The following is a 19,334-nucleotide window of genomic DNA, read 5'->3' as shown; positions in this document are numbered from 1 at the left end:
GAATAATTACGTAAAGAAAGGTAAAAAAAAACCGAATGCGAAGCATTCGGTTGAATTAGGGATAAACAGACATTCAAAGCTGAATGACGGTAATAAATAAAGTTAATGATGATAGCGAGAGTTATTTTAGTGATTACGCACGATCTTGTTTTGTCATTCAGTGCTGTAATTTTCTTTATCGCAAGCGATTGATTTATATGAGCATATATTTTCGCTTGATTATTAGTGCTAATTTTCTAAGCGCTTTGTGCTTTGTAAAAGTTCCTTGATGTTTACAAATTGAAACATCTTGATAGTGAAATGAAACATTTTCAAAGTTTTCGTATCATATTCCTGTTGGATTATTCTGTAATTTTGAGGAGAATGAAATTGCCGACTGGTTAAGAGGGTTAACCGGTAAGCAGTGGTAATAATAAGGCATATAACAGAGGGTTAATAAAATGAAAGTTAAAGTACTGTCCCTCCTGGTACCAGCACTGCTGGTAGCAGGCGCAGCAAATGCGGCTGAAATTTATAACAAAGACGGCAACAAATTAGATCTGTACGGCAAAGTCGATGGTCTGCACTATTTCTCTGATGACGACGGTCAGGATGGCGACCAGACCTACATGCGTCTTGGCTTCAAAGGCGAAACTCAGGTTAACGATCAACTGACCGGTTACGGCCAGTGGGAATACCAGATTCAGGGTAACACGACTGAAAGCGACAACCAGGCCTGGACGCGTGTGGCGTTCGCGGGTCTGAAATTCGCTGACGCGGGTTCATTCGATTATGGTCGTAACTATGGCGTGATCTACGACGTAACCTCCTGGACTGACGTTCTGCCAGAATTCGGCGGCGACACTTATGGTTCAGATAACTTCCTGCAATCCCGTGCTAACGGTGTAGCAACTTACCGTAACCAGGACTTCTTCGGTCTGGTTGATGGCCTGAACTTTGCTCTGCAGTATCAGGGTAAAAACGGCAGCGTAAGCGGTGAAAACGACACCGGCCGCAGCACCCTGAAACAGAACGGTGACGGTTACGGTGCATCCCTGACCTATAACCTGGGTGAAGGCTTCAGCATCGGTGGTGCAATGTCTTCTTCCAAACGTACTGCTGACCAGAACAACACCGCTAACCCTGCGCTGAAAGGCGAAGGCGATCGCGCTGAAGTCTATTCTGGTGGTCTGAAATACGACGCCAACAACATCTACCTGGCGGCGCAATACTCCCAGACCTACAACGCAACCCGTTTCGGCAACTCTCAGAGCAGCAGCGATATTTACGGCTTTGCTAACAAAGCGCAGAACTTCGAAGTGGTTGCTCAGTACCAGTTCGACTTCGGCCTGCGTCCTTCCGTGGCATACCTGCAGTCCAAAGGTAAGGACATTGAAGGTTACGGCGATCAGGATCTGCTGAAATATGTTGATGTTGGTGCGACTTACTACTTCAACAAAAACATGTCTACCTACGTGGACTACAAAATCAACCTGCTGGATGACAAAGAGTTCACCCGTAACGCAGGTATCAGCACTGACGATATCGTAGCACTGGGTCTGGTTTACCAGTTCTAATCGCTTTTCAGTGTAACAAAGGGGCCGGCTGGCCCCTTTTTATTGCCTTTTTTAAGGCCTTTCAATTCCCGCGTTTTGGTGTACTCTTGCCGCCCTGGCATGAGGATAATAATGAATGGACATGACTTTTTTACGCGCCAGCGTCCTGGCAACCTTTTTTTTCCTGACCGCATGTGACTCTTCCACGCCAGCGGCACACACCGACGCGCCAGCGGCGACGGTGCTGGAAGGCAAAACGATGGGGACATTCTGGCGCGTCAGCGTAATGAACCTTGATAAAGCACGCGCAGAAGAACTTCGCGGCAAAATTCAGTCTCAGCTGGATGCCGACGATCAGCTGCTATCCACCTACAAAAACGACTCGGCGCTGATGCGCTTTAACCTCTCTACCAGCACGTCCCTGTGGCCGGTGAGCGAGGAGATGGCCGATATCGTGACCGAATCGATGCGCGTGGGCTATAAAACCCACGGTGCGATGGACGTGACCGTGGGGCCGTTAGTTAACCTCTGGGGATTCGGCCCAAATAAGCAGCCGGTGACCACCCCCGATCAGGCGGCCATTGACGACGCCCGTGCCCGGACAGGGCTTCAGCACCTGACGGTGATCAACCAGTACGGGCAACAGTATCTGCAAAAAGACATCCCCGACCTGTTTGTTGACCTGTCGACAGTCGGGGAAGGTTATGCGGCGGATCATCTGGCCGCACTGATGGCTCAGGAAGGCATCCCGCGTTATCTGGTCTCCGTGGGTGGCGCATTGGTCAGCCGGGGGATGAACGCCAGCGGCAAACCGTGGCGTGTGGCGATTCAAAAACCGACCGACCAGCAAAATGCGGTGCAGGCGATTGTCGATATTAACGGCCATGGCATCAGCACCTCCGGCAGCTACCGTAACTATTACGAGCTCGACGGGAAGCGGATCTCGCATGTTATTGACCCCCAGACCGGGCGACCTATTACGCATAATCTGGTCTCGGTTACGGTGATTGCCCCGACGGCGCTGGAAGCCGATGCCTGGGATACCGGGTTAATGGTGCTCGGTACTGAGAAAGCCAAAGAGGTGGTTCGCCAGCAAGGGCTGGCGGTGTATATGATCACCAAAGAGGCCGACGGCTTTAAGACCTGGAGTTCACCGCAGTTCGACAGCTTCCTGGTGAGCGAAAAGAATTAAAAAGCAAGGTTGCGGGTTTTTGATTGCTGGCGCTCAGGCAAGCTGTAGGTATGCTTGTAAGAGGAGCCGATGATGAAAAACCCGACTTATATGACCGATGAGGATCGTTGGCAGGCCGTGCTGGCCCGCGATCCGCGTGCTGACGAACAATTTGTCTTTGCCGTCCAGACGACAGGGATCGTATGTCGTCCGTCCTGTCGCGCCCGACACGCGCTGCGTAAAAATGTCCACTTTTACCCCGATGTGCACCATGCTGTTCAGGCAGGGTTTCGGCCGTGCAAGCGTTGCCGACCGGACAAACGCGACCCGCAGGAAGAGAAGCTGGAAAAAGTGGAGCGCGCCTGCCGCCTGCTGGAGCAGGATCCCGCGTTAACGCTGGAAATGCTGGCGCAGCAGGTTGCCATGAGTCCTTTCCATTTTCACCGCCTGTTTAAATCCGTAACCGGGATGACGCCAAAAGCCTGGCAGCAGGCAGCGCGAGGACAGCGCCTGCGCAATGCGCTCGCCCACGGGGATAAAATAACCGATGCCGTGCTGGCGGCAGGGTTTCCGGACAGCAGCAGCTACTATCGTAAAGCCAACGACGCGCTGGGCATGACGGCAAAGCAGTACCGAAAAGGGGATGTCGCAGTGCGCTATGCCATCAGCGAGTGTGCCTTAGGCCGCTGTCTGGTGGGTGAAAGCGAGCGGGGGATCTGCGCAATATTGCTGGGCGATGATGATGCCAAAGTCACCCAGGAGATTTTGTCGCTGTTTCCGGACGCGGAGCGCGCGCCGCTGGAAGGCGAATTTGCCCGACGTATTGATCAGGTTATCCATACCATCGATAACCGTGGCGTGCCGCTGGCTCTGCCGCTGGATATTCGCGGAACCGCTTTCCAGCAGCAGGTCTGGCAGGCCCTGCGCAATATTCCCTGCGGTAAAACAGCCAGCTACCAGCAGGTGGCGCAGGCGATTGGCAAACCTGGCGCGGTACGTGCGGTGGCCGCAGCGTGTGCCGCAAATAAACTGGCGATCGTCATCCCTTGCCATCGTGTTGTACGCCAGGACGGAGCGCTTTCGGGCTATCGCTGGGGGACGGAACGAAAGGCGCTATTATTGAAACGTGAGTCCAGGAATCAGGAGGGATAATGCTCGATCTCTTTGCGGATGCAGAACCCTGGCAGGAGCCGCTAGCGCCTGGCGCGGTGATCCTGCGCCGGTTTGCACTCTCCCGGGCCTCGGCGCTGCTGGCCGGGATCCAGGACGTCGCGGCCGTTTCGCCATTCCGACATATGGTGACGCCTGGCGGCTACACCATGTCGGTGGCGATGACCAACTGCGGTACGGCAGGATGGGCAACCAACGAACGGGGCTATCTCTATGCCCCGGACGATCCCGTCACCGGCAAGCCCTGGCCGCCCATGCCTGCGGTTTTTCAGGCGCTCTGCCATGATGCCGTCGTCGAGGCCACCTATCCCGATTTTCAACCGGATGCCTGTCTTATCAACCGCTATGGCGTTGGGGCGAAACTCTCGCTGCATCAGGATAAAGATGAACCCGATCTGCGTGCGCCGATCGTCTCGGTATCCCTGGGGCTGCCCGCCATATTCCAGTTCGGCGGATTACGCCGCAACGATCCTCTCCAGCGTCTGATGCTGGAGCATGGGGATGTGGTGGTGTGGGGCAGGGAGTCGCGGCTCTATTACCACGGCATTCAGCCACTGAAGCCTGGCGTCCATCCGCAGACGGGCGAGTTCCGCTTTAACCTGACTTTCCGCCAGACCGCGCCAGGCAAACAAAAATAAGAATTATTCTTGATGTAAACGCAGGGCAGTTTACACTGCTGGCTGATTTTTATTGTCCGGATTGCCTGCATGCAACTACTTCTTCTTGTCTGGCGTCAGTATCGCTGGCCCTTTATTGCGGTAATGGCGCTAAGCCTTGCCAGCGCCGCATTAGGTATTGGTCTTATCGCCTTCATCAACGTGCGTTTGATCGAAATGGTCGACACCTCGCTGTCCGTTCTGCCGGAATTTCTGGGGTTGTTATTGCTGCTGATGGCGGTCACGCTGGGTTCCCAGCTGGCGCTGACGGCCCTCGGGCATCATTTCGTCTTCCGCCTGCGCAGCGAGTTTATCAAGCGGATCCTGGATACCCAGGTGGAGCGCGTCGAGCAGCTCGGCAGTGCCTCTTTGCTGGCGGGACTGACCAGCGACGTGCGCGCCATCACCATTGCGTTTGTCCGTCTGCCGGAGCTGGTGCAGGGCATTATCCTGACTGTTGGCTCGGCGGCCTATCTCGCCTGGCTCTCCAGCAAGATGCTGGCCGTTACGGCACTGTGGATTACTATCACCATCTGGGGTGGTTTTCTGCTGGTTTCCCGCGTCTACAAACACATGGCGGTACTGCGTGAAACCGAGGACAAACTCTATAACGATTACCAGACGGTACTGGAAGGGCGTAAAGAGCTGACCCTTAACCGCGAGCGTGCCGAGCATATCTTCAACAACCTCTACATCCCGGACGCGCGTGAATACCGGCACCATATTATCCGTGCCGATACCTTCCACCTGAGCGCGGTTAACTGGTCGAACATTATGATGCTGGGCGCGATTGGCCTGGTCTTCTGGATGGCCAACAGCCTGGGCTGGGCCGATACCAATGTAGCGGCAACTTACTCCCTGACGCTGCTGTTTTTGCGCACACCGCTGCTCTCTGCCGTCGGTGCATTGCCCACCTTGCTGAGTGCGCAGGTGGCATTTAATAAGCTCAAAAAGTTCGACCTTGCGCCGTTCAAAGCCGAGTTCCCGCGCCCTCAGGCCTTCCCGAACTGGCAAACGCTGGAACTGCGTAACGTCACATTCCGCTACCAGGACAACGCCTTTTCCGTGGGGCCGGTCAATCTGACGATTCATCGCGGCGAACTGCTGTTTCTCATTGGCGGTAACGGCAGCGGGAAATCGACGCTGGCGATGTTGCTGACGGGGTTATATCAGCCGCAATCGGGTGACATTCTGCTGGATGGCCGCGCGCTCAGCGCAGAGAAGCCTGAGGATTATCGCAAGCTGTTCTCGGCGGTATTCACCGATGTCTGGCTCTTCGACCAGCTGCTGGGGCCGGAAGGGCAACAGGCTAACCCGGCGCTGGTGGAGAAGTGGCTGGCGCATCTGCAGATGTCGCACAAGCTTGAGCTGCAGGACGGCAAGATCCTCAACCTGAAGCTCTCGAAAGGCCAGAAAAAGCGCGTGGCGCTGCTGCTGGCCCTGGCGGAAGAGCGCGACATCATCCTGCTGGACGAATGGGCAGCGGATCAGGACCCGCATTTCCGCCGCGAGTTCTACCAGGTGCTGCTGCCGCTGATGCAGGCGATGGGCAAAACCATCTTTGCCATCAGCCATGACGATCACTACTTCATTCACGCCGACCGGCTGCTGGAGATGCGTGACGGCAAGCTGAGCGAACTGACCGGTGAAGAGCGCGATGCGGCGTCTCGCGATGCGGTGGCGCGCACGGCTTGAAGCCTTCACTCTAACCCTCTCCCACAGGGAGAGGGGATAAATCGTGAATGTTATGCCGATTTTTTCTCCATCCCGCCCCGTTGTTTATTCTTATTTACATATCTCCGCGCTATGCTTAAAGCCAACTTATTTCATGGATTTATGATTAATGTCGGTTTTAAAGAAAAACAGTGCCAGGCAGCGCGACCAGGAACGTGCGCGTCTCATCTGGCTCCTCACGACGGATAAAGCGGTCACCTCTGCGTTACTGGGCAAACTGACCCTGGCTGAGCAATATGATGTCGGCACGCTGGCCGACGATATTGCTGAGGTAGGTGCGCTGGTTGCTCATTTACCTCCGCCGGATCTGGCGGATACCCTGGAAGCCCTCCCTTCCGAAGAGCGTCACGCCCTGTGGCGGCTGGTGCAGGATCACGAGCGCGGGCAGGTGTTGCTGGAAGCCTCTGAAAACGTCTGGGACGATCTCATTGATGAGATGAGCGACCGGGATATCCTCGATGCCCTGCAGACGCTGGACATTGACGAGCAGATTTACCTCGTTCAGCACCTGCCGCGAAACCTGACCGGGCGACTGCTGGCTTCGCTGCCTGCGGAAGAGCGGGCACGCGTGCGTCAGGTGATGCACTATGACAAACACAGCGTGGGCGCCATTATGGAGTTTGGCGTCATCATGGTACGCCCGGATGTGACTCTCGGTACGGTGCAGCGCTATCTGCGTCGCCTGGGCAGCATGCCGGACAACACCGATAAGCTGTTCGTCACCTCCCGGGATAAAACCCTGCTTGGCGAGCTGGAGCTTAAAACGATCCTGCTCAACAGCACCCAGCGGCGGGTGAGTGAGGTGATGGAAACCGAGCCGATGGTCTTCTCCCCGGAAGACGACGCGGAAAAAGCGGCCCGTACCTTCGAACGTGACGACCTTGTGAGCGCGGCGGTCGTCGATTCTGTGGGTAAACTGATGGGGCGTCTGACCATCGATGAGATCGTTGACGTGGTCTACGAAGAGACCGATAACGATTTACGTGCGCTCGGCGGGATCAGCGCCGAAGATGACGTCCACGCCTCCGTCGGCAAGGCGGTGAAAACCCGCTGGGCATGGCTCGCCATTAACCTCTGCACTGCATTTATCGCCTCACGGGTGATCGACGGCTTTGAACACACCATTTCACAACTGGTCGCGCTGGCCTCGCTGATGCCGATTGTGGCCGGCATTGGCGGCAACACCGGCAACCAGACCATTACCATGATCGTCCGTGCACTGGCGCTGGAGAACATTCAGCCGGGTAACTTCGCCTTCCTGATCTTCAGGGAGATGGGGGTGGCGCTGATTAACGGCCTGGTGTGGGGCGGCATTATGGGCGGCATCACCTGGTGGCTGTACGATGATATGGCGTTAGGCGGGGTGATGATGCTGGCGATGGTGCTGAATCTGCTGGTGGCCTCCATGATGGGGGTCATTATCCCCCTGACGATGACCAAACTGGGGCGCGACCCCGCGGTGGGGTCGAGCGTGATGATTACCGCCATCACCGATACCGGCGGTTTCTTTATTTTTCTTGGGCTTGCAACGATTTTTCTTCTTTAAGCCGACGCTTGAGCCGGGCGGGAAGCAATGCCATCACAATAATCCCGCCCAGCACGCCAATGGCCAGGTTACCGGTTGAAACCGTTGCTGCAACGGTAATCAGCATCGCAACCGTTTCGGCAATGGGCGCGCTTTTTAACGTGGCAGGCTGAAGGCTGTGCCAGTTAAACGTTTTGATGGCAACAATCGCCATGATCCCGGCCAGAACGGCCATAGGGATTTTTGCCATCACCTCACTGAGGGCGGTGACCAGCACCAGCAGCACCATGCCCGCTGCAAAAGTTGAGACGCGACTGCGACCTTTGCCCATCTCCACGTTGACGATGGTTTGTCCGATCATGGCACAGCCCGCGATACCGCCGTACAACCCGGCAAGAATATTCCCTGCGCCGAGGCCGATACTTTCACGGCGTTTGCTGGACGTCGTCGCGGTCAGTTCATCCACCAGTTTTGCCGTCAGCAGTGATTCCAGCAGGCCGACAAAAGCGATACTCAGCGCGCATGGCCAGATGATGCTGAGCGTTTCCATGTTCAGCGGAACGAGCAGCTGTGTCAGCCCTGGCAAACCACTGCTCATAGAACCTTCATCCCCCACCGTCGGGAGAACCTGTCCGCTGGTCACGGTGAACAGGGTGAGCAATACAATCGCAATAAGCGGTGACGGGATGCTTTTAACAAAACGCGGCACCCACAGCACAATCAGCAGCGTCAGCACGAACAGACCCACAATCAGCGGGCTGCGGCTCCAGAAATGGGGAACCTGCGCGAAGAAAATTAACAATCCCAGCGCATTTACGAAGCCGGTCATCACCGACTGGGGAATAAAGCGCATCAGGCGCGCCATTCCGAGCACGCCGAACAGAATCTGGATTATCCCCGCCATCAGGACCGCCGGCAGGATGTACTGCACGCCGTGCTGATGCACCATCGGGCCAATCACCAGCGCGACGGAGCCCGCAGCTGCTGTGACCATCGCACGACGACCGCCGAACGCTGAAAGGGTCAGACACAGCACCACAGAGGCAATCAGGCTGACCTTTGGGTCAACGCCTGCGACCACGGAAAAGGAGATCACCTCAGGAATGAGGGCCAGAGCGGTAATTACGCCTGCCAGCGTTTCGCGTAGCAGCAGTTGAGGGGAACGCAGCACCGTGGCGACCTGGTCTTCACGGGAAAGAGAAGCATGGGGTAATGACATAACAATTCGCAGATTAGGGCGGGCTTCCGTGCGCGCGATCACAAAGTGCAGCATAGTAACCAGAAATACCGCGCCTTGCCAGTTTCATCCGGCAATCCCCTACAAACAATCCATCATTAAATTTCACAATTACAATAATTTCGTAACCTTTAAACAATATTTAAAAGTTGCTACCGTTCCCCCCGCAGCTTTTTTCACCTGCAATTTCCACGCTTCAAGCACTACTCAACTAAGGCAAAATTATGAAAAAAATGACTGCCATGCTCTTTTCTCTGGCCGTGGGGCTGAACACCGTCTCCATGGCGGCGAAAGCTGACGCACCAAAAGAGCAGGAAACGGACGTCCTTTTAATTGGCGGCGGCATCATGAGCGCCACGCTGGGAACCTATCTGCAAGAGCTTCAGCCGGACTGGTCAATGACCATGGTCGAGCGCCTCGATGGCGTGGCGCAGGAAAGCTCAAACGGCTGGAATAACGCCGGTACCGGACATTCGGCACTCATGGAACTGAACTATACGCCGCAGAAAAAGGACGGTTCCATTAGTATCGAGAAGGCGGTAGAGATCAACGAAGCATTCCAGATTTCTCGCCAGTTCTGGTCTCACCAGGTGAACAGCGGCGTGTTGCACGATCCGCACTCCTTCATCAACACCGTGCCGCACATGAGCTTTGTGTGGGGCGAGCAGAACGTGAACTTCCTGCGCGCACGCTACGCGGCGCTGCAGCAGAGCACGCTGTTCCGCGGCATGAAATATTCTGAAGATCACGCGCAGATCAAAGAGTGGGCACCGCTGGTGATGGAAGGTCGTGACCCGAACCAGAAGGTGGCGGCAACCCGTACTGAGATTGGTACTGACGTCAACTATGGCGAAATCACCCGTCAGCTGGTGGCCTCTCTGAAGAAAAAAGAGAACTTCAATCTGCAGCTCAGCACCGAAGTGCGTGGCTTTAAGCGCAACGCTGACAACAGCTGGAGCGTGACCGTTGCCGATCTGAAAAACAACGAAGCCGAGCACGTCATCAAGGCAAAGTTTGTCTTTATTGGTGCGGGCGGTGCGGCGCTGAAACTGCTGCAGGAGTCCGGTATTCCGGAAGCGGACGACTACGCGGGCTTCCCGGTGGGCGGTCAGTTCCTGGTGTCGGAAAACCCGGAAGTGGTGAACCGTCATCTGGCAAAAGTGTATGGTCAGGCCTCCGTGGGGGCGCCGCCAATGTCCGTTCCACACATCGATACCCGTATGCTTGATGGTAAGCGTGTGGTGCTGTTCGGGCCGTTTGCAACCTTCTCCACTAAGTTCCTGAAAAACGGCTCGTTGTGGGATCTGCTGAGCGCAACCACCACCTCAAACGTGAAGCCAATGATGGATGTCGGTCTGGATAACTTCGATCTGGTGAAATACCTGATTAGTCAGGTGATGCTTTCTGATGAAGAACGCTTCGAGGCGCTGAAAGAGTACTATCCGCAGGCGAAGAAAGAAGACTGGCGTCTGTGGCAGGCGGGTCAGCGCGTACAGATCATCAAACGCGATCCGAAAGAGGGCGGTGTGCTGCGTCTGGGTACCGAAGTGGTAAGCGATAAAGACGGCACTATTGCCGCCCTGCTGGGGGCTTCCCCTGGTGCCTCTACCGCTGCACCTATCATGCTGCACCTGATGGAAAAAGTGTTTAAAGATAAAGTCGCCACGCCGGAATGGCAGGCGAAGCTGAAAACGATTATTCCATCCTACGGAACGAAGCTGAACGGTAACGTGGACGCGACGGAGCAGGAGCTGGAATACACCAGCCGCGTACTGCAACTGCAATACGTTAAGCCGCAGGCTGCTGATGCTGCACCAAAAGCGGAGCTGAAGCCGCAGGCAGAAAACAAACCGGTGGCGGATATCGCGCTGTAAGGTAAAAGCAAAACGGTAACATCCGTTACCGTTTTTAGTGTTTTCTCCCTCTCCCGGTGGGAGAGGGTTGGGGTGAGGGCACCAGAGCACACCCATTCCGGGTCGGGTAAGGCGAAGCCGCCACCCGACTTATTCTTAACGTACTACCGCTTGTCCGATATTTTCATCCGCCTTCCACACGCGATATTTCACTTCCACGTTTTCCGGCGTATACACCACGATTGGCAGCTTGCTGTTGTAGCGTAACAGGCTGTTATCACCCAGATACGCGGTCACGAATTTCTTCTCTTTCTTGCCATCCGGGCAGGCCATCATGGTGGAAACCGGTGACGTCACTTTATCAAAGATAAAGTAGTCGTAGCCCCAGCCTTCCAGCGTTTTGCTTTCCAGCTGTCCGCCGAGACGATGCTGGTTGCAATCCACTTCCAGCGTCTGGCCGATCAACAGTTCCACTTTGAAATTCGCTTCATTTTGCTGAGCCGGTAACTGGATCACCTGACGCTTCATGCCTTTTTCCGCTTGCGGATAAGGCGCGATTTTTTCCAGAGGTTGCACCTTCTGGCTTTCAGTTGCGAAGGCGCTGGTGCTGACGCACGCGGCGGCGATCAGGGCAAGGGCAAATTTAGGTGCGTTTTTCACAGTCATTCCTTTATGTCAAAACCATCCTGAAGAGATTAGCATAACGCCCATGTATGATTAGCGTGATTTACTTACATTTTCAATAAAAGCAGTGTAATGAGCTAATGCAGTGCCATTTTTGTGGTGGTTTGTACTTCGGTGGAGTCTGGCGGCAGATCGTGTTATTTTAAGGCATACATAATGTTATTCATCTGTAAAGGGAAGAGAGATGATTCGTGCAAAACTGAAAACACCTGAAGGCCGTAAGTTCCTCCTGGCGCTGCTGGTTGTGTTTATGATTGCGGCCGCGTGCGTGGGCCGGGCAACCATTGTCGGCGTCATCGAACAGTACAACATTCCACTCTCTGCGTGGACGACCAGCATGTATGTCCTGCAGTCGGCGATGATCTTCGTTTACAGCCTGGTGTTCACCGTCCTGCTTGCCATTCCGTTGGGTATTTTCTTCCTTGGCGGTCGCGACAAGCACTAAGCGCCGATATGCGATAACTAAGCCATTCTGCGGGGTGGCTTTTTTTGTGCACAAAAAAACCAGCCATATGGCTGGTTTTTAAATAGTTTTGGTCGGCACGAGAGGATTTGAACCTCCGACCCCCGACACCCCATGACGGTGCGCTACCAGGCTGCGCTACGTGCCGACGCATGAAATGAATACTACTCGATTCCGTTTTGAATGCAAGGGAATCTGAGGCTAACTGGTTTATAATTAATCAGTTAGCGATAAACCGTTTCTCATCCGTCAGAACCTGTAGCAGCAGATTCAACTGCGGTTTCTGGTCTTTCAGCCGTTCACCCTGCAGATTATACGTCTGGTAGTTTCCGTTATTGTTCAATACCAGCGTCAGCATTGGCGTGGTGACCGCCAGCGTATCATTGCCCGCTGCCGTGACCCAGTTGTGGCGACGCGTGGCGCTGAAGAGATCCTGCCCCTGTGAATACTCATTTGCCGGTGTACTGACGTGCAGCAGCCGTTGCATCAGCGTGGTCATCACATCTTTATGTTCGGTGAGCATGTTAATGCGCTGAGCGGGGGTGCCCGGCCAGTGGATCACCAGCGGAACATGCAGATTCGGCCGCGACCAGCTCATACTCTTCGCTTCGTCGCCCAGCGGTACGCCGTGGGCTGCCGTCACGATCACCACGGTGTTTTCGAGCTTGCCGGATTCGCGTAAGGCATCAAGCACGCGGCTAATCTGGTCATCAACATTGCCTGCTGCACGGCTGTAGCGGCGCGCAAAGCCTTTCTGATTGCTGTCATCGAGTGTGGTGCCATTAAAGGCAACCCAGGAGAACCAGCGGTTATCTTCCTGCGCATAACGCTGCAGCCAGTTAATCCACTGACTGGCGGTCTGCTCGTCCGACTGGCTTTCTGCGGCTGGCAGGGAGAAATCAGACAGCAGCGCCTGGCGGTACAGCGCGCTGTTAAAGCCGTCTGAGGAGAACAACCCTAACTGATATCCTTGCTGATTGAGCCCGGTGATCAGCGCTGCAGGAATGCGCGCAGAAAGCACGCCGTCCATGTAGGCGGCTGAAATGCCATAGAACAGGCCAAAAATGCCCGCATCGGCGGTGTTGCCGGAGCTCATATGCTGGGTGAACGTCACGTTCTTGCTGGCGAACTCGGCCAGCGCGGGCATCTGCTTCTCGTAACGGGAGTAGTTCAGACCATCGACGGTGATCAGCAGGACGTTCTGTCCGCGTCCCATATCGCGATAGCGCAGATCGCTCAGCGGATACTGCACGCTAACCGCTTCCGGATTCCCTTGCTCAATCAGACGACGCTGGTACTCCTGCGCGTCCAGCAGGCCGTGCTTCTCAAGGAAACGACGCGCCGTCATTGGATAAGAGAGCGGCAGGTTCGCACGCTGCATGGTGATCGGGCGATAGAAGTTAGCATCCGCCCAGATATACATGATGTGCGAACTGATAAAGGAGACGAAAAAGATCGCGGCCACCGGTTTTGCGTAATGGCGTCGGCGGGTCAGGCTGCGCAGTTTTTGCCAGCTCCAGGTGGCAAACAGCATCTCTATCAGAAGGATCACCGGGACGCTGATAAACATCAGCTGCCAGTCACGGGCCGTTTCGTTCTGATCGGGGTTAATCACCAGCTCCCAGACGATGGGATTGAGATGCAGGTGGAAGCGGGTGAACACTTCACTGTCGATAAGCAGCAGCGTCATCCCTGCCGTTGCAAGGATGGCGGATAAAAATCGCATCAGACGCTGCGACATGACGATAAACGTCAGCGGGAAGAGGATCAGCAGATAGGTGGCGAAAACCAAAAAGCTAAAGTGCCCTACAACGCTTATCCAGGAGTAAATACGCCCGGTTAGCGTCGTCGGCCAGTCTGCGACAAACAGATAACGACAGCCGATAAGCGTCGCCAGCAGAATGTTGAACAGGGCAAACCAGTGCCCCCAGCTGACCATCTGGGAGACTTTTTCACGGTAGCGCTGACGATTCGTCACCATAAACTGTTGTTCGTTTCCCTTAATGGGCCTGGTCGTCGCTAACGGAAGACTGTAAAGCCTGGGCGAAAGATTTGGCGATCGCCTGACGCTGAGCCGGAGCAACGCTGGTATTGATAAGGTTGGTGACCATATTTCCCAAAACCATCAGGGAGAGATCGGTCGGTGTTTTATGTTTTTCCAGTACGTTGACCAGCTCACTGAGCAATTGTTCAACGTGTTCATCACTGTAGCGGGAATGTTGTGGCATAAATCAAAATCAGTTTGTTGATGAAAGGGCAACATATTACCGTAGCAACAGCTTTTTTTCCCCTTTTTTATCAGTTGTTGCACACATGTCCTGGTGGTGGTTGAATACCGCCCGGTCTAAAAGGAGAGTTTATCATGAGTCTGGAAATCAACCAGATTGCCTTGCACCAGCTTATCAAGCGTGATGAGCAAACCCTTGAAGTGGTGCTGCGCGATTCGTTACTGGAACCCACGGCAACCGTTGTGGAAATGATGGCGGAACTGCACCGCGTCTACAGTGCAAAAAATAAAGCCTATGGTCTGTTCAGCGACGAGAGTGAACTGGCTGATAGCCTGCGCCTGCAACGCCAGGGTGAGGAAGATTTCCTGGCGTTTAGCCGCGCGGCAACCGGGCGTCTGCGCGACGAACTGGCAAAATACCCGTTTGCCGACGGCGGTATCGTTCTGTTCTGCCACTATCGCTACCTGGCGGTCGAGTATTTGCTGGTCACCGTGCTGAACAATTTAAGCAGTATGCGCGTGAATGAGCAGCTGGATATCAGCTCCACCCATTATCTGGATATCAATCATGCGGATATCGTTGCGCGTATTGATTTGACCGAGTGGGAAACCAATCCAGAGTCGACGCGCTACCTGACCTTCCTCAAAGGGCGTGTTGGCCGTAAAGTGGCCGATTTCTTTATGGACTTCCTCGGTGCCAGCGAAGGTCTCAACGCCAAAGCGCAGAACAAAGGGCTGCTGCAGGCGGTGGATGACTTCACGGCGGAAGCGCAGCTCGATAAATCTGAGCGCCAGAACGTGCGTCAGCAGGTTTACAGCTACTGCAACGAACAGCTGCAGGCGGGGGAAGAGATTGAGCTTGAGTCGCTGTCAAAAGAGCTGGCCGGCGTCAGTGAAGTCAGTTTCCAGGAATTTACTGCTGAGAAAGGGTATGAGCTGGAAGAGAGCTTCCCGGCGGATCGCAGTACGCTGCGTCAGTTAACCAAATTTGCCGGAAGCGGCGGCGGGTTAACCATCAACTTTGATGCCATGCTGCTGGGGGAACGTATCTTCTGGGATCCGGCCACCGACACGCTGACCATTAAAGGTACGCCACCCAACCTGCGCGATCAGCTGCAGCGTCGCACCGCTGGCGGTAAATAACCGCCATAAAAAAACCCCGCCGAAGCGGGGCTTTTTTTCGACATGTTTGCGATTACGCGCGAACGAAGTCGATGTGAGTCAGTTTTGGCTTGAACGCGTGACGCTGAACAGCCTGAACTTTCACTTTTTCTTCTTTACCGCCAACAACGATGGTCAGAACTTCGCTGTAGAATTCAGCTTTGGTCTGCATGTTCCATACTTTGTCGTGATCCAGTTCGATAGAAACTGGAGCAGCTTCGCCACCGTAAACGATAGCCGGGAACTTGTTAGCGGTACGCAGGCGGCGGCTCGCACCCTTACCCTGCACGTTACGTACTTCTGCTTCGATAGTGAACATTGATTTCTCTCTGTATTTAAAACCCTACTACAGGCGACCCAGCAGCAGGTGAGTGTTCTGCTTTGCGGATGCAAAAGCGGGCGGCATTATAGCCCCCAATCCACCTCAGGGCAATGAATTAATCCCCACTAAAAAAACCGCTTAGGGCGTCGGCGACGGCCTGAGGCTGCTCTTCTGGCTGAAAATGGCCGCAACGGGGGATCAAGCACCCGTCAACGCGTTCTGCAAACGCCCTCAGCGGCGAGGCCATATCAGGAATCGAACCCTGATCGGCACTGAGTGCCAGAACAGGAACAGAGAGTTTACCCCGTTCGCTAAGCGCCCGGTTTTGCGCAGCGGAGAGGGCGGCAGCGCGATAGTAAGCCAGCCCTGCGCGCAAGCCACCTTCGCGCGTAAAAATGCGCAGATACTCGTCAAGATCCGCCTCGCTGAAGGTGAGGGGATTCGCCGCTTTGCGACGCAGAAACCACTCCAGATAGCCGCGCTCTTTGCCCCTGATGAGGAATTCAGGCAGGTCTGCAATTACGTGAAAGGCAAAATGCCAGGTGCGCCAGGCGCGGTCCGCGGTGACGGGGAGGGCATCGGGTAAGGTAATACCCGGAATGCCGGCGTCCAGCAGCGCCAGCTTTATCACCTCATCGCTGTACATCGCCGCATAAGGCCAGGCAACCCAGGCTCCCACGTCGTGACCGGCCAGATAGTAGCGATGCACGCCAAGCTGGGTCAGCAGTTCATGAACATGGCTGGCGAGGGTGTGGGTGTCATACCCCTCTGACGGACAATCGGTATCACCCTGTCCGGGTAAGTCCGGGGCGATCACATGATAACGCTCGGCCAGCAAAGGGATAACATGGCGCCAGGCGTACCAGCTTTCGGGGAAACCTGCCAGCAGGACAACCGTCTGCGCGTGCTGTTCTCCGGCGGTGACGTAGTGCGTGCGGATACCATTGATGAGCGTGAAGTGGTGCTGCGGGGCGACGGGTATGGTCATAACGATCTCCGGAATAATAGGAAATAATCGTTTCCTAATTGATTAAAAAAAACTCAGCCGAGCAGGCTGAGTGCCGCGTTAACGGCGCTATTGATTTCGTCCTCAGACAGGCCTTTTTTGCCGATCACGCGGTAACCCTGCAGCAGCGCGAAAAGATTACGTGCCGTTTGCTCCGTGGGCAGCGCGCGAGAAAGGCTACCGTCCCGCTGGCCCTCCTGAACCAGTTCGAGCAACAGCTGCTCGGTACGCTGCATGGCGGTTTTGATGTACTGCGCGGTTGCCTCATCAAAAACCGCCAGCTCGGTCGCGCTGGCGACCACCAGACAGCCGCGTATGCCCTCAGAACCGTGGCTGCTCTCGGCGTAGAAACGTAACACCGCCGCGATTTTATCTCGCCCGCTGCGTGCCGCCTCGGTACGCTGGCGCAGGGCGGCGCTGCGCGTCCGGGTGTAACGATCGAACGCCGCGAGAAACAGGCCATTCTTGCTGCCAAAGGCTTTATACAGGCTTCCCGCCGTAAGGCCCGTCGCGTCACTCAGCTCTTTGATTGAGGTAGCATGGTAGCCGCGCTCGCGGAAAACGAGCAGGGCGCTGTCGATGGCAGCGTCGGTGTCAAATTCACGCGGGCGACCGGGAAGACGTGACATGAGTGAGTCCTGTTGCAATACGATAATACATAATAGGAAACAATCGTTTCCTATTCAAGGCCTGCCTGCCATTAACGCAGTTCGTTGGCCCGACGAAAACGGCCTTCATAGTCAAAAATCTTTTCACGGACTTGCCAGTACTGGCCTTTCTTGCGGGCGACAACAAAATCCGGATGGCGCAGCAGCACCTGCTGATGCACGATATCCGCTACGGTTATCCAGCGCAGCGGTACGCCCGGTGTGCGGGTATGCGGGCGGATAAAGAGCTGTTCGAAAGCCATGCGCTGAGCCGGAGTGTGCACCCGGAAGCGCTCGCTGACGTCGGCGCCGTCCTCATCGTAATAGGTGATTTTCAGCCATTCGCCTTTTTCATCCGCTCCCGGTTGCAGCGCCATGCCAGAGCAGCGCAGCACCAGGGCATCCTTTAACTTCAGCGCGGCCTTCAGCATGTCATCAGGGTCGACCAGAACCGTGTCACATTCGCGGCAGCGGCGGGCGGCGATATCATTTTCAGCGTTGCATTGGGGGCAGTTTTTAAAGCGGAAACGGAAATCGCACTGCTCGCGATGCCCTTCATCATCTTCAAACCAGCCCTGACAGCGGCGGCCAAAATGTTCGATCAGCGTACCGTCAGCCGTCGTCTTGCCCCAAAAAGTGTTGGCAAAGCCACAGGCAGGACAGAAGACCTGTACCGGCACGTTGTCACTTTTTCCTTTCGGCGTACCCACTTCAGGCGAGTAGAGATCGTGCGGGTTACCGGCGTAATCCAGGATCAGGCAGTCGGTTTTACCGGGAGCCAGACGCAGACCGCGGCCAACGATTTGCTGATACAGGCTGACCGATTCGGTCGGACGCAGAATAGCAATCAGGTCGACGTGGGGGGCATCAAACCCGGTGGTGAGCACCGAGACGTTTACCAGATAGCGAAACTGCTGCGCTTTAAACGCCTCAATCAGGCTGTCGCGCTCCGGGCCGGGCGTCTCGCCGGTGATCAGCGCCGCGTCGCCAGCGGGCAGTAAGCCGGTGATTTCGCGCGCATGCTCAACGGTGGCGGCAAAAATCATTACCCCTTTGCGCGTTTCAGCGAACTCTTCAATCTGGCTGATAATGTGCGGAGTGATGCGCTTTTGCTTTTTCAGCTCCTGGTTCAAATCCGCTTCGCTAAATAAGCCGTTGCTCTGCGCCTGTAAGCGGCTGAAATCGTACTGGACGACCGGCATATCCAGCCGTTCAGGCGGGGTCAGGTAGCCGTGTTTAATCATATAGCGCAGCGGAAGTTCATAGATACAGTCGCTGAACAGCGCCTTCTCATCCCCTCGCACCATACCGTGATAATGAAAGCGGTAAATCCAGCCTTTACCCAGGCGAAACGGGGTTGCCGTCAGGCCCAGCAGGCGTAAGTGAGGGTTCACCTCTTTCAGGTGAGTGAGGATTTGCTGATACTGGCTATCGTCGTCATCACTGATGCGATGGCACTCGTCGACAATCAGCAGCGAAAATTCGCTGCGAAACAGGTCAAGGTTGCGGGCAACAGACTGAACGCTGCCGAACACCACTTTGCCGTGGCTCTCTTTCCGCTTTAGCCCGGTGGCGAAGATATCGGCCTCCAGACCAAGCGCGCAATACTTGGCATGGTTTTGCGCAACCAGCTCTTTGACGTGCGCCAGCACCAGCACGCGGCCGCGCGCCAGGCGGGCAAGTTCGGCGATCACCAGGCTTTTGCCTGCGCCAGTGGGGAGCACAATGGCCGCGGGCTCACGGTGTTTGCGAAACCAGGCCAGGGTGGCGTCAACGGCTTCCTGCTGATAGGGGCGAAGTGTAAAAGTCATGGGGTCTCTGTATCGTTATTCCGCATATAGTATGCCACGAAACTTTTTCCCTTGAGTGGCGCAACCAGACCATTATACTGAACCGTTCCTGACTGCTTCTTTTTCGGACGCATTGTCCGACTTCCAGCACCA

General features: G+C 55.3%; 17 protein-coding genes and 1 tRNA gene. 9 read left to right on the top strand and 9 right to left on the bottom strand.

All coding sequences use genetic code 11. The annotated features are described in order from the left end of the window. Positions 1 to 440: 440 nt before the first annotated feature. The 6 genes from ACOTZF_RS19440 (at position 441) to mgtE (ending at position 7,812) form a co-directional block, all read left to right on the top strand. Positions 441 to 1,556: a porin OmpC gene (locus ACOTZF_RS19440; RefSeq protein ID WP_023619744.1), complete on the top strand. Its 1,116-nt coding sequence runs from the start codon at positions 441 to 443 to the stop codon at positions 1,554 to 1,556. A gap of 115 nt (positions 1,557 to 1,671) precedes the next feature. Then, complete coding sequence (apbE, locus tag ACOTZF_RS19435) at positions 1,672 to 2,727, top strand: FAD:protein FMN transferase ApbE (RefSeq protein ID WP_040022407.1); 1,056 nt, start codon at positions 1,672 to 1,674, stop codon at positions 2,725 to 2,727. Between the two features lie 72 nt (positions 2,728 to 2,799). Further along, positions 2,800 to 3,858 (top strand): bifunctional DNA-binding transcriptional regulator/O6-methylguanine-DNA methyltransferase Ada, encoded by a 1,059-nt coding sequence (ada, locus tag ACOTZF_RS19430; protein ID WP_094084902.1) that lies wholly within the window; start codon positions 2,800 to 2,802, stop codon positions 3,856 to 3,858. Next, a complete protein-coding gene (gene alkB / locus ACOTZF_RS19425) occupies positions 3,858 to 4,514 on the top strand; it encodes a DNA oxidative demethylase AlkB (RefSeq protein ID WP_129317574.1) in 657 nt (218 codons plus the stop codon). Before ada ends, alkB begins: the two co-directional genes overlap by 1 nt. 69 nt (positions 4,515 to 4,583) lie before the next feature. Continuing rightward, the gene (locus tag ACOTZF_RS19420) at positions 4,584 to 6,227 is read left to right on the top strand and encodes a multidrug ABC transporter permease/ATP-binding protein (RefSeq protein ID WP_029883099.1); all 1,644 of its coding nucleotides are present in this window, start codon (positions 4,584 to 4,586) and stop codon (positions 6,225 to 6,227) included. Positions 6,228 to 6,375: 148 nt separating this feature from the next. Further along, entirely contained in the window at positions 6,376 to 7,812 is a 1,437-nt protein-coding gene (gene mgtE, locus ACOTZF_RS19415; protein WP_013098001.1) for a magnesium transporter, read from the top strand. Here the strand turns inward: mgtE and ACOTZF_RS19410 are convergent. Beyond that, entirely contained in the window at positions 7,775 to 9,064 is a 1,290-nt protein-coding gene (locus ACOTZF_RS19410; protein WP_127869154.1) for a SulP family inorganic anion transporter, read from the bottom strand. The genes mgtE and ACOTZF_RS19410 overlap by 38 nt on opposite strands. 188 nt (positions 9,065 to 9,252) lie before the next feature. Here ACOTZF_RS19410 and mqo point away from each other — a divergent pair, with 188 nt between their 5' ends. Continuing rightward, positions 9,253 to 10,902, top strand: coding sequence for a malate dehydrogenase (quinone) (gene mqo, locus ACOTZF_RS19405; RefSeq protein WP_020690675.1), 1,650 nt, complete (start codon positions 9,253 to 9,255; stop codon positions 10,900 to 10,902). A 135-nt stretch (positions 10,903 to 11,037) separates the two neighbouring features. On the opposite strand, the gene eco is transcribed toward mqo, so the two are convergent. Beyond that, positions 11,038 to 11,547, bottom strand: a complete 510-nt coding sequence (gene eco, locus ACOTZF_RS19400; protein ID WP_029883097.1) for a serine protease inhibitor ecotin — start codon at positions 11,545 to 11,547, stop codon at positions 11,038 to 11,040. Positions 11,548 to 11,749: 202 nt separating this feature from the next. Between eco and ACOTZF_RS19395 the strand changes: the two genes are divergently transcribed. Beyond that, positions 11,750 to 12,010, top strand: a complete 261-nt coding sequence (locus tag ACOTZF_RS19395; protein WP_013097997.1) for a DUF2534 family protein — start codon at positions 11,750 to 11,752, stop codon at positions 12,008 to 12,010. Positions 12,011 to 12,099: 89 nt separating this feature from the next. Here ACOTZF_RS19395 and ACOTZF_RS19390 read toward each other — a convergent pair. From ACOTZF_RS19390 to ACOTZF_RS19380, 3 genes are all read right to left on the bottom strand, one after another. After that, positions 12,100 to 12,176 (bottom strand) — tRNA-Pro (locus ACOTZF_RS19390). Between the two features lie 72 nt (positions 12,177 to 12,248). Further along, on the bottom strand, positions 12,249 to 14,009 hold the full coding sequence (gene yejM / locus ACOTZF_RS19385) for an LPS biosynthesis-modulating metalloenzyme YejM (protein WP_020690103.1): 1,761 nt from the start codon (positions 14,007 to 14,009) through the stop codon (positions 12,249 to 12,251). A gap of 19 nt (positions 14,010 to 14,028) precedes the next feature. Continuing rightward, entirely contained in the window at positions 14,029 to 14,256 is a 228-nt protein-coding gene (locus tag ACOTZF_RS19380) for a YejL family protein (protein ID WP_001135586.1), read from the bottom strand. Between the two features lie 134 nt (positions 14,257 to 14,390). On the opposite strand from ACOTZF_RS19380, the gene yejK reads away from it, so the two are divergent. Continuing rightward, a complete protein-coding gene (gene yejK / locus ACOTZF_RS19375; protein WP_013097995.1) occupies positions 14,391 to 15,398 on the top strand; it encodes a nucleoid-associated protein YejK in 1,008 nt (335 codons plus the stop codon). Positions 15,399 to 15,450: 52 nt separating this feature from the next. Here yejK and rplY read toward each other — a convergent pair whose 3' ends face one another. The 4 genes from rplY to ACOTZF_RS19355 all read right to left on the bottom strand — a co-directional run bounded on the left by rplY (position 15,451) and on the right by ACOTZF_RS19355 (position 19,202). Then, positions 15,451 to 15,735 carry a 50S ribosomal protein L25 gene (gene rplY, locus ACOTZF_RS19370; RefSeq protein ID WP_013097994.1) on the bottom strand — a complete coding sequence of 95 codons (285 nt, stop codon included), beginning with the start codon at positions 15,733 to 15,735 and terminating at the stop codon, positions 15,451 to 15,453. Positions 15,736 to 15,853: 118 nt separating this feature from the next. Then, on the bottom strand, positions 15,854 to 16,726 hold the full coding sequence (locus ACOTZF_RS19365; protein ID WP_129252156.1) for an alpha/beta fold hydrolase: 873 nt from the start codon (positions 16,724 to 16,726) through the stop codon (positions 15,854 to 15,856). Between the two features lie 53 nt (positions 16,727 to 16,779). Continuing rightward, positions 16,780 to 17,373, bottom strand: coding sequence for a TetR/AcrR family transcriptional regulator (locus tag ACOTZF_RS19360; RefSeq protein WP_129317572.1), 594 nt, complete (start codon positions 17,371 to 17,373; stop codon positions 16,780 to 16,782). 71 nt (positions 17,374 to 17,444) lie between these two features. Continuing rightward, positions 17,445 to 19,202, bottom strand: a complete 1,758-nt coding sequence (locus ACOTZF_RS19355) for a DEAD/DEAH box helicase (protein ID WP_129317571.1) — start codon at positions 19,200 to 19,202, stop codon at positions 17,445 to 17,447. Between the last annotated feature and the right edge of the window lie 132 nt (positions 19,203 to 19,334).

Source organism: Enterobacter cloacae complex sp. SHL021 (assembly GCF_049237765.1).
In the GTDB taxonomy this organism is placed as follows: Bacteria; Pseudomonadota; Gammaproteobacteria; order Enterobacterales; family Enterobacteriaceae; genus Enterobacter; species Enterobacter cloacae.
This window is presented reverse-complemented; position numbering and strand designations above follow the sequence as displayed.

Bases quoted from the DNA above. Each gene is read 5' to 3' on its own strand.
- ACOTZF_RS19440 (WP_023619744.1), top strand. From the start codon at position 441: ATGAAAGTTAAAGTACTGTCCCTCCTGGTACCAGCACTGCTGGTAGCA.
- apbE (WP_040022407.1), top strand. From the start codon at position 1,672: ATGGACATGACTTTTTTACGCGCCAGCGTCCTGGCAACCTTTTTTTTC.
- ada (WP_094084902.1), top strand. From the start codon at position 2,800: ATGAAAAACCCGACTTATATGACCGATGAGGATCGTTGGCAGGCCGTG.
- alkB (WP_129317574.1), top strand. From the start codon at position 3,858: ATGCTCGATCTCTTTGCGGATGCAGAACCCTGGCAGGAGCCGCTAGCG.
- ACOTZF_RS19420 (WP_029883099.1), top strand. From the start codon at position 4,584: ATGCAACTACTTCTTCTTGTCTGGCGTCAGTATCGCTGGCCCTTTATT.
- mgtE (WP_013098001.1), top strand. From the start codon at position 6,376: ATGTCGGTTTTAAAGAAAAACAGTGCCAGGCAGCGCGACCAGGAACGT.
- ACOTZF_RS19410 (WP_127869154.1), bottom strand. From the start codon at position 9,064: ATGCTGCACTTTGTGATCGCGCGCACGGAAGCCCGCCCTAATCTGCGA.
- mqo (WP_020690675.1), top strand. From the start codon at position 9,253: ATGAAAAAAATGACTGCCATGCTCTTTTCTCTGGCCGTGGGGCTGAAC.
- eco (WP_029883097.1), bottom strand. From the start codon at position 11,547: ATGACTGTGAAAAACGCACCTAAATTTGCCCTTGCCCTGATCGCCGCC.
- ACOTZF_RS19395 (WP_013097997.1), top strand. From the start codon at position 11,750: ATGATTCGTGCAAAACTGAAAACACCTGAAGGCCGTAAGTTCCTCCTG.
- yejM (WP_020690103.1), bottom strand. From the start codon at position 14,009: ATGGTGACGAATCGTCAGCGCTACCGTGAAAAAGTCTCCCAGATGGTC.
- ACOTZF_RS19380 (WP_001135586.1), bottom strand. From the start codon at position 14,256: ATGCCACAACATTCCCGCTACAGTGATGAACACGTTGAACAATTGCTC.
- yejK (WP_013097995.1), top strand. From the start codon at position 14,391: ATGAGTCTGGAAATCAACCAGATTGCCTTGCACCAGCTTATCAAGCGT.
- rplY (WP_013097994.1), bottom strand. From the start codon at position 15,735: ATGTTCACTATCGAAGCAGAAGTACGTAACGTGCAGGGTAAGGGTGCG.
- ACOTZF_RS19365 (WP_129252156.1), bottom strand. From the start codon at position 16,726: ATGACCATACCCGTCGCCCCGCAGCACCACTTCACGCTCATCAATGGT.
- ACOTZF_RS19360 (WP_129317572.1), bottom strand. From the start codon at position 17,373: ATGTCACGTCTTCCCGGTCGCCCGCGTGAATTTGACACCGACGCTGCC.
- ACOTZF_RS19355 (WP_129317571.1), bottom strand. From the start codon at position 19,202: ATGACTTTTACACTTCGCCCCTATCAGCAGGAAGCCGTTGACGCCACC.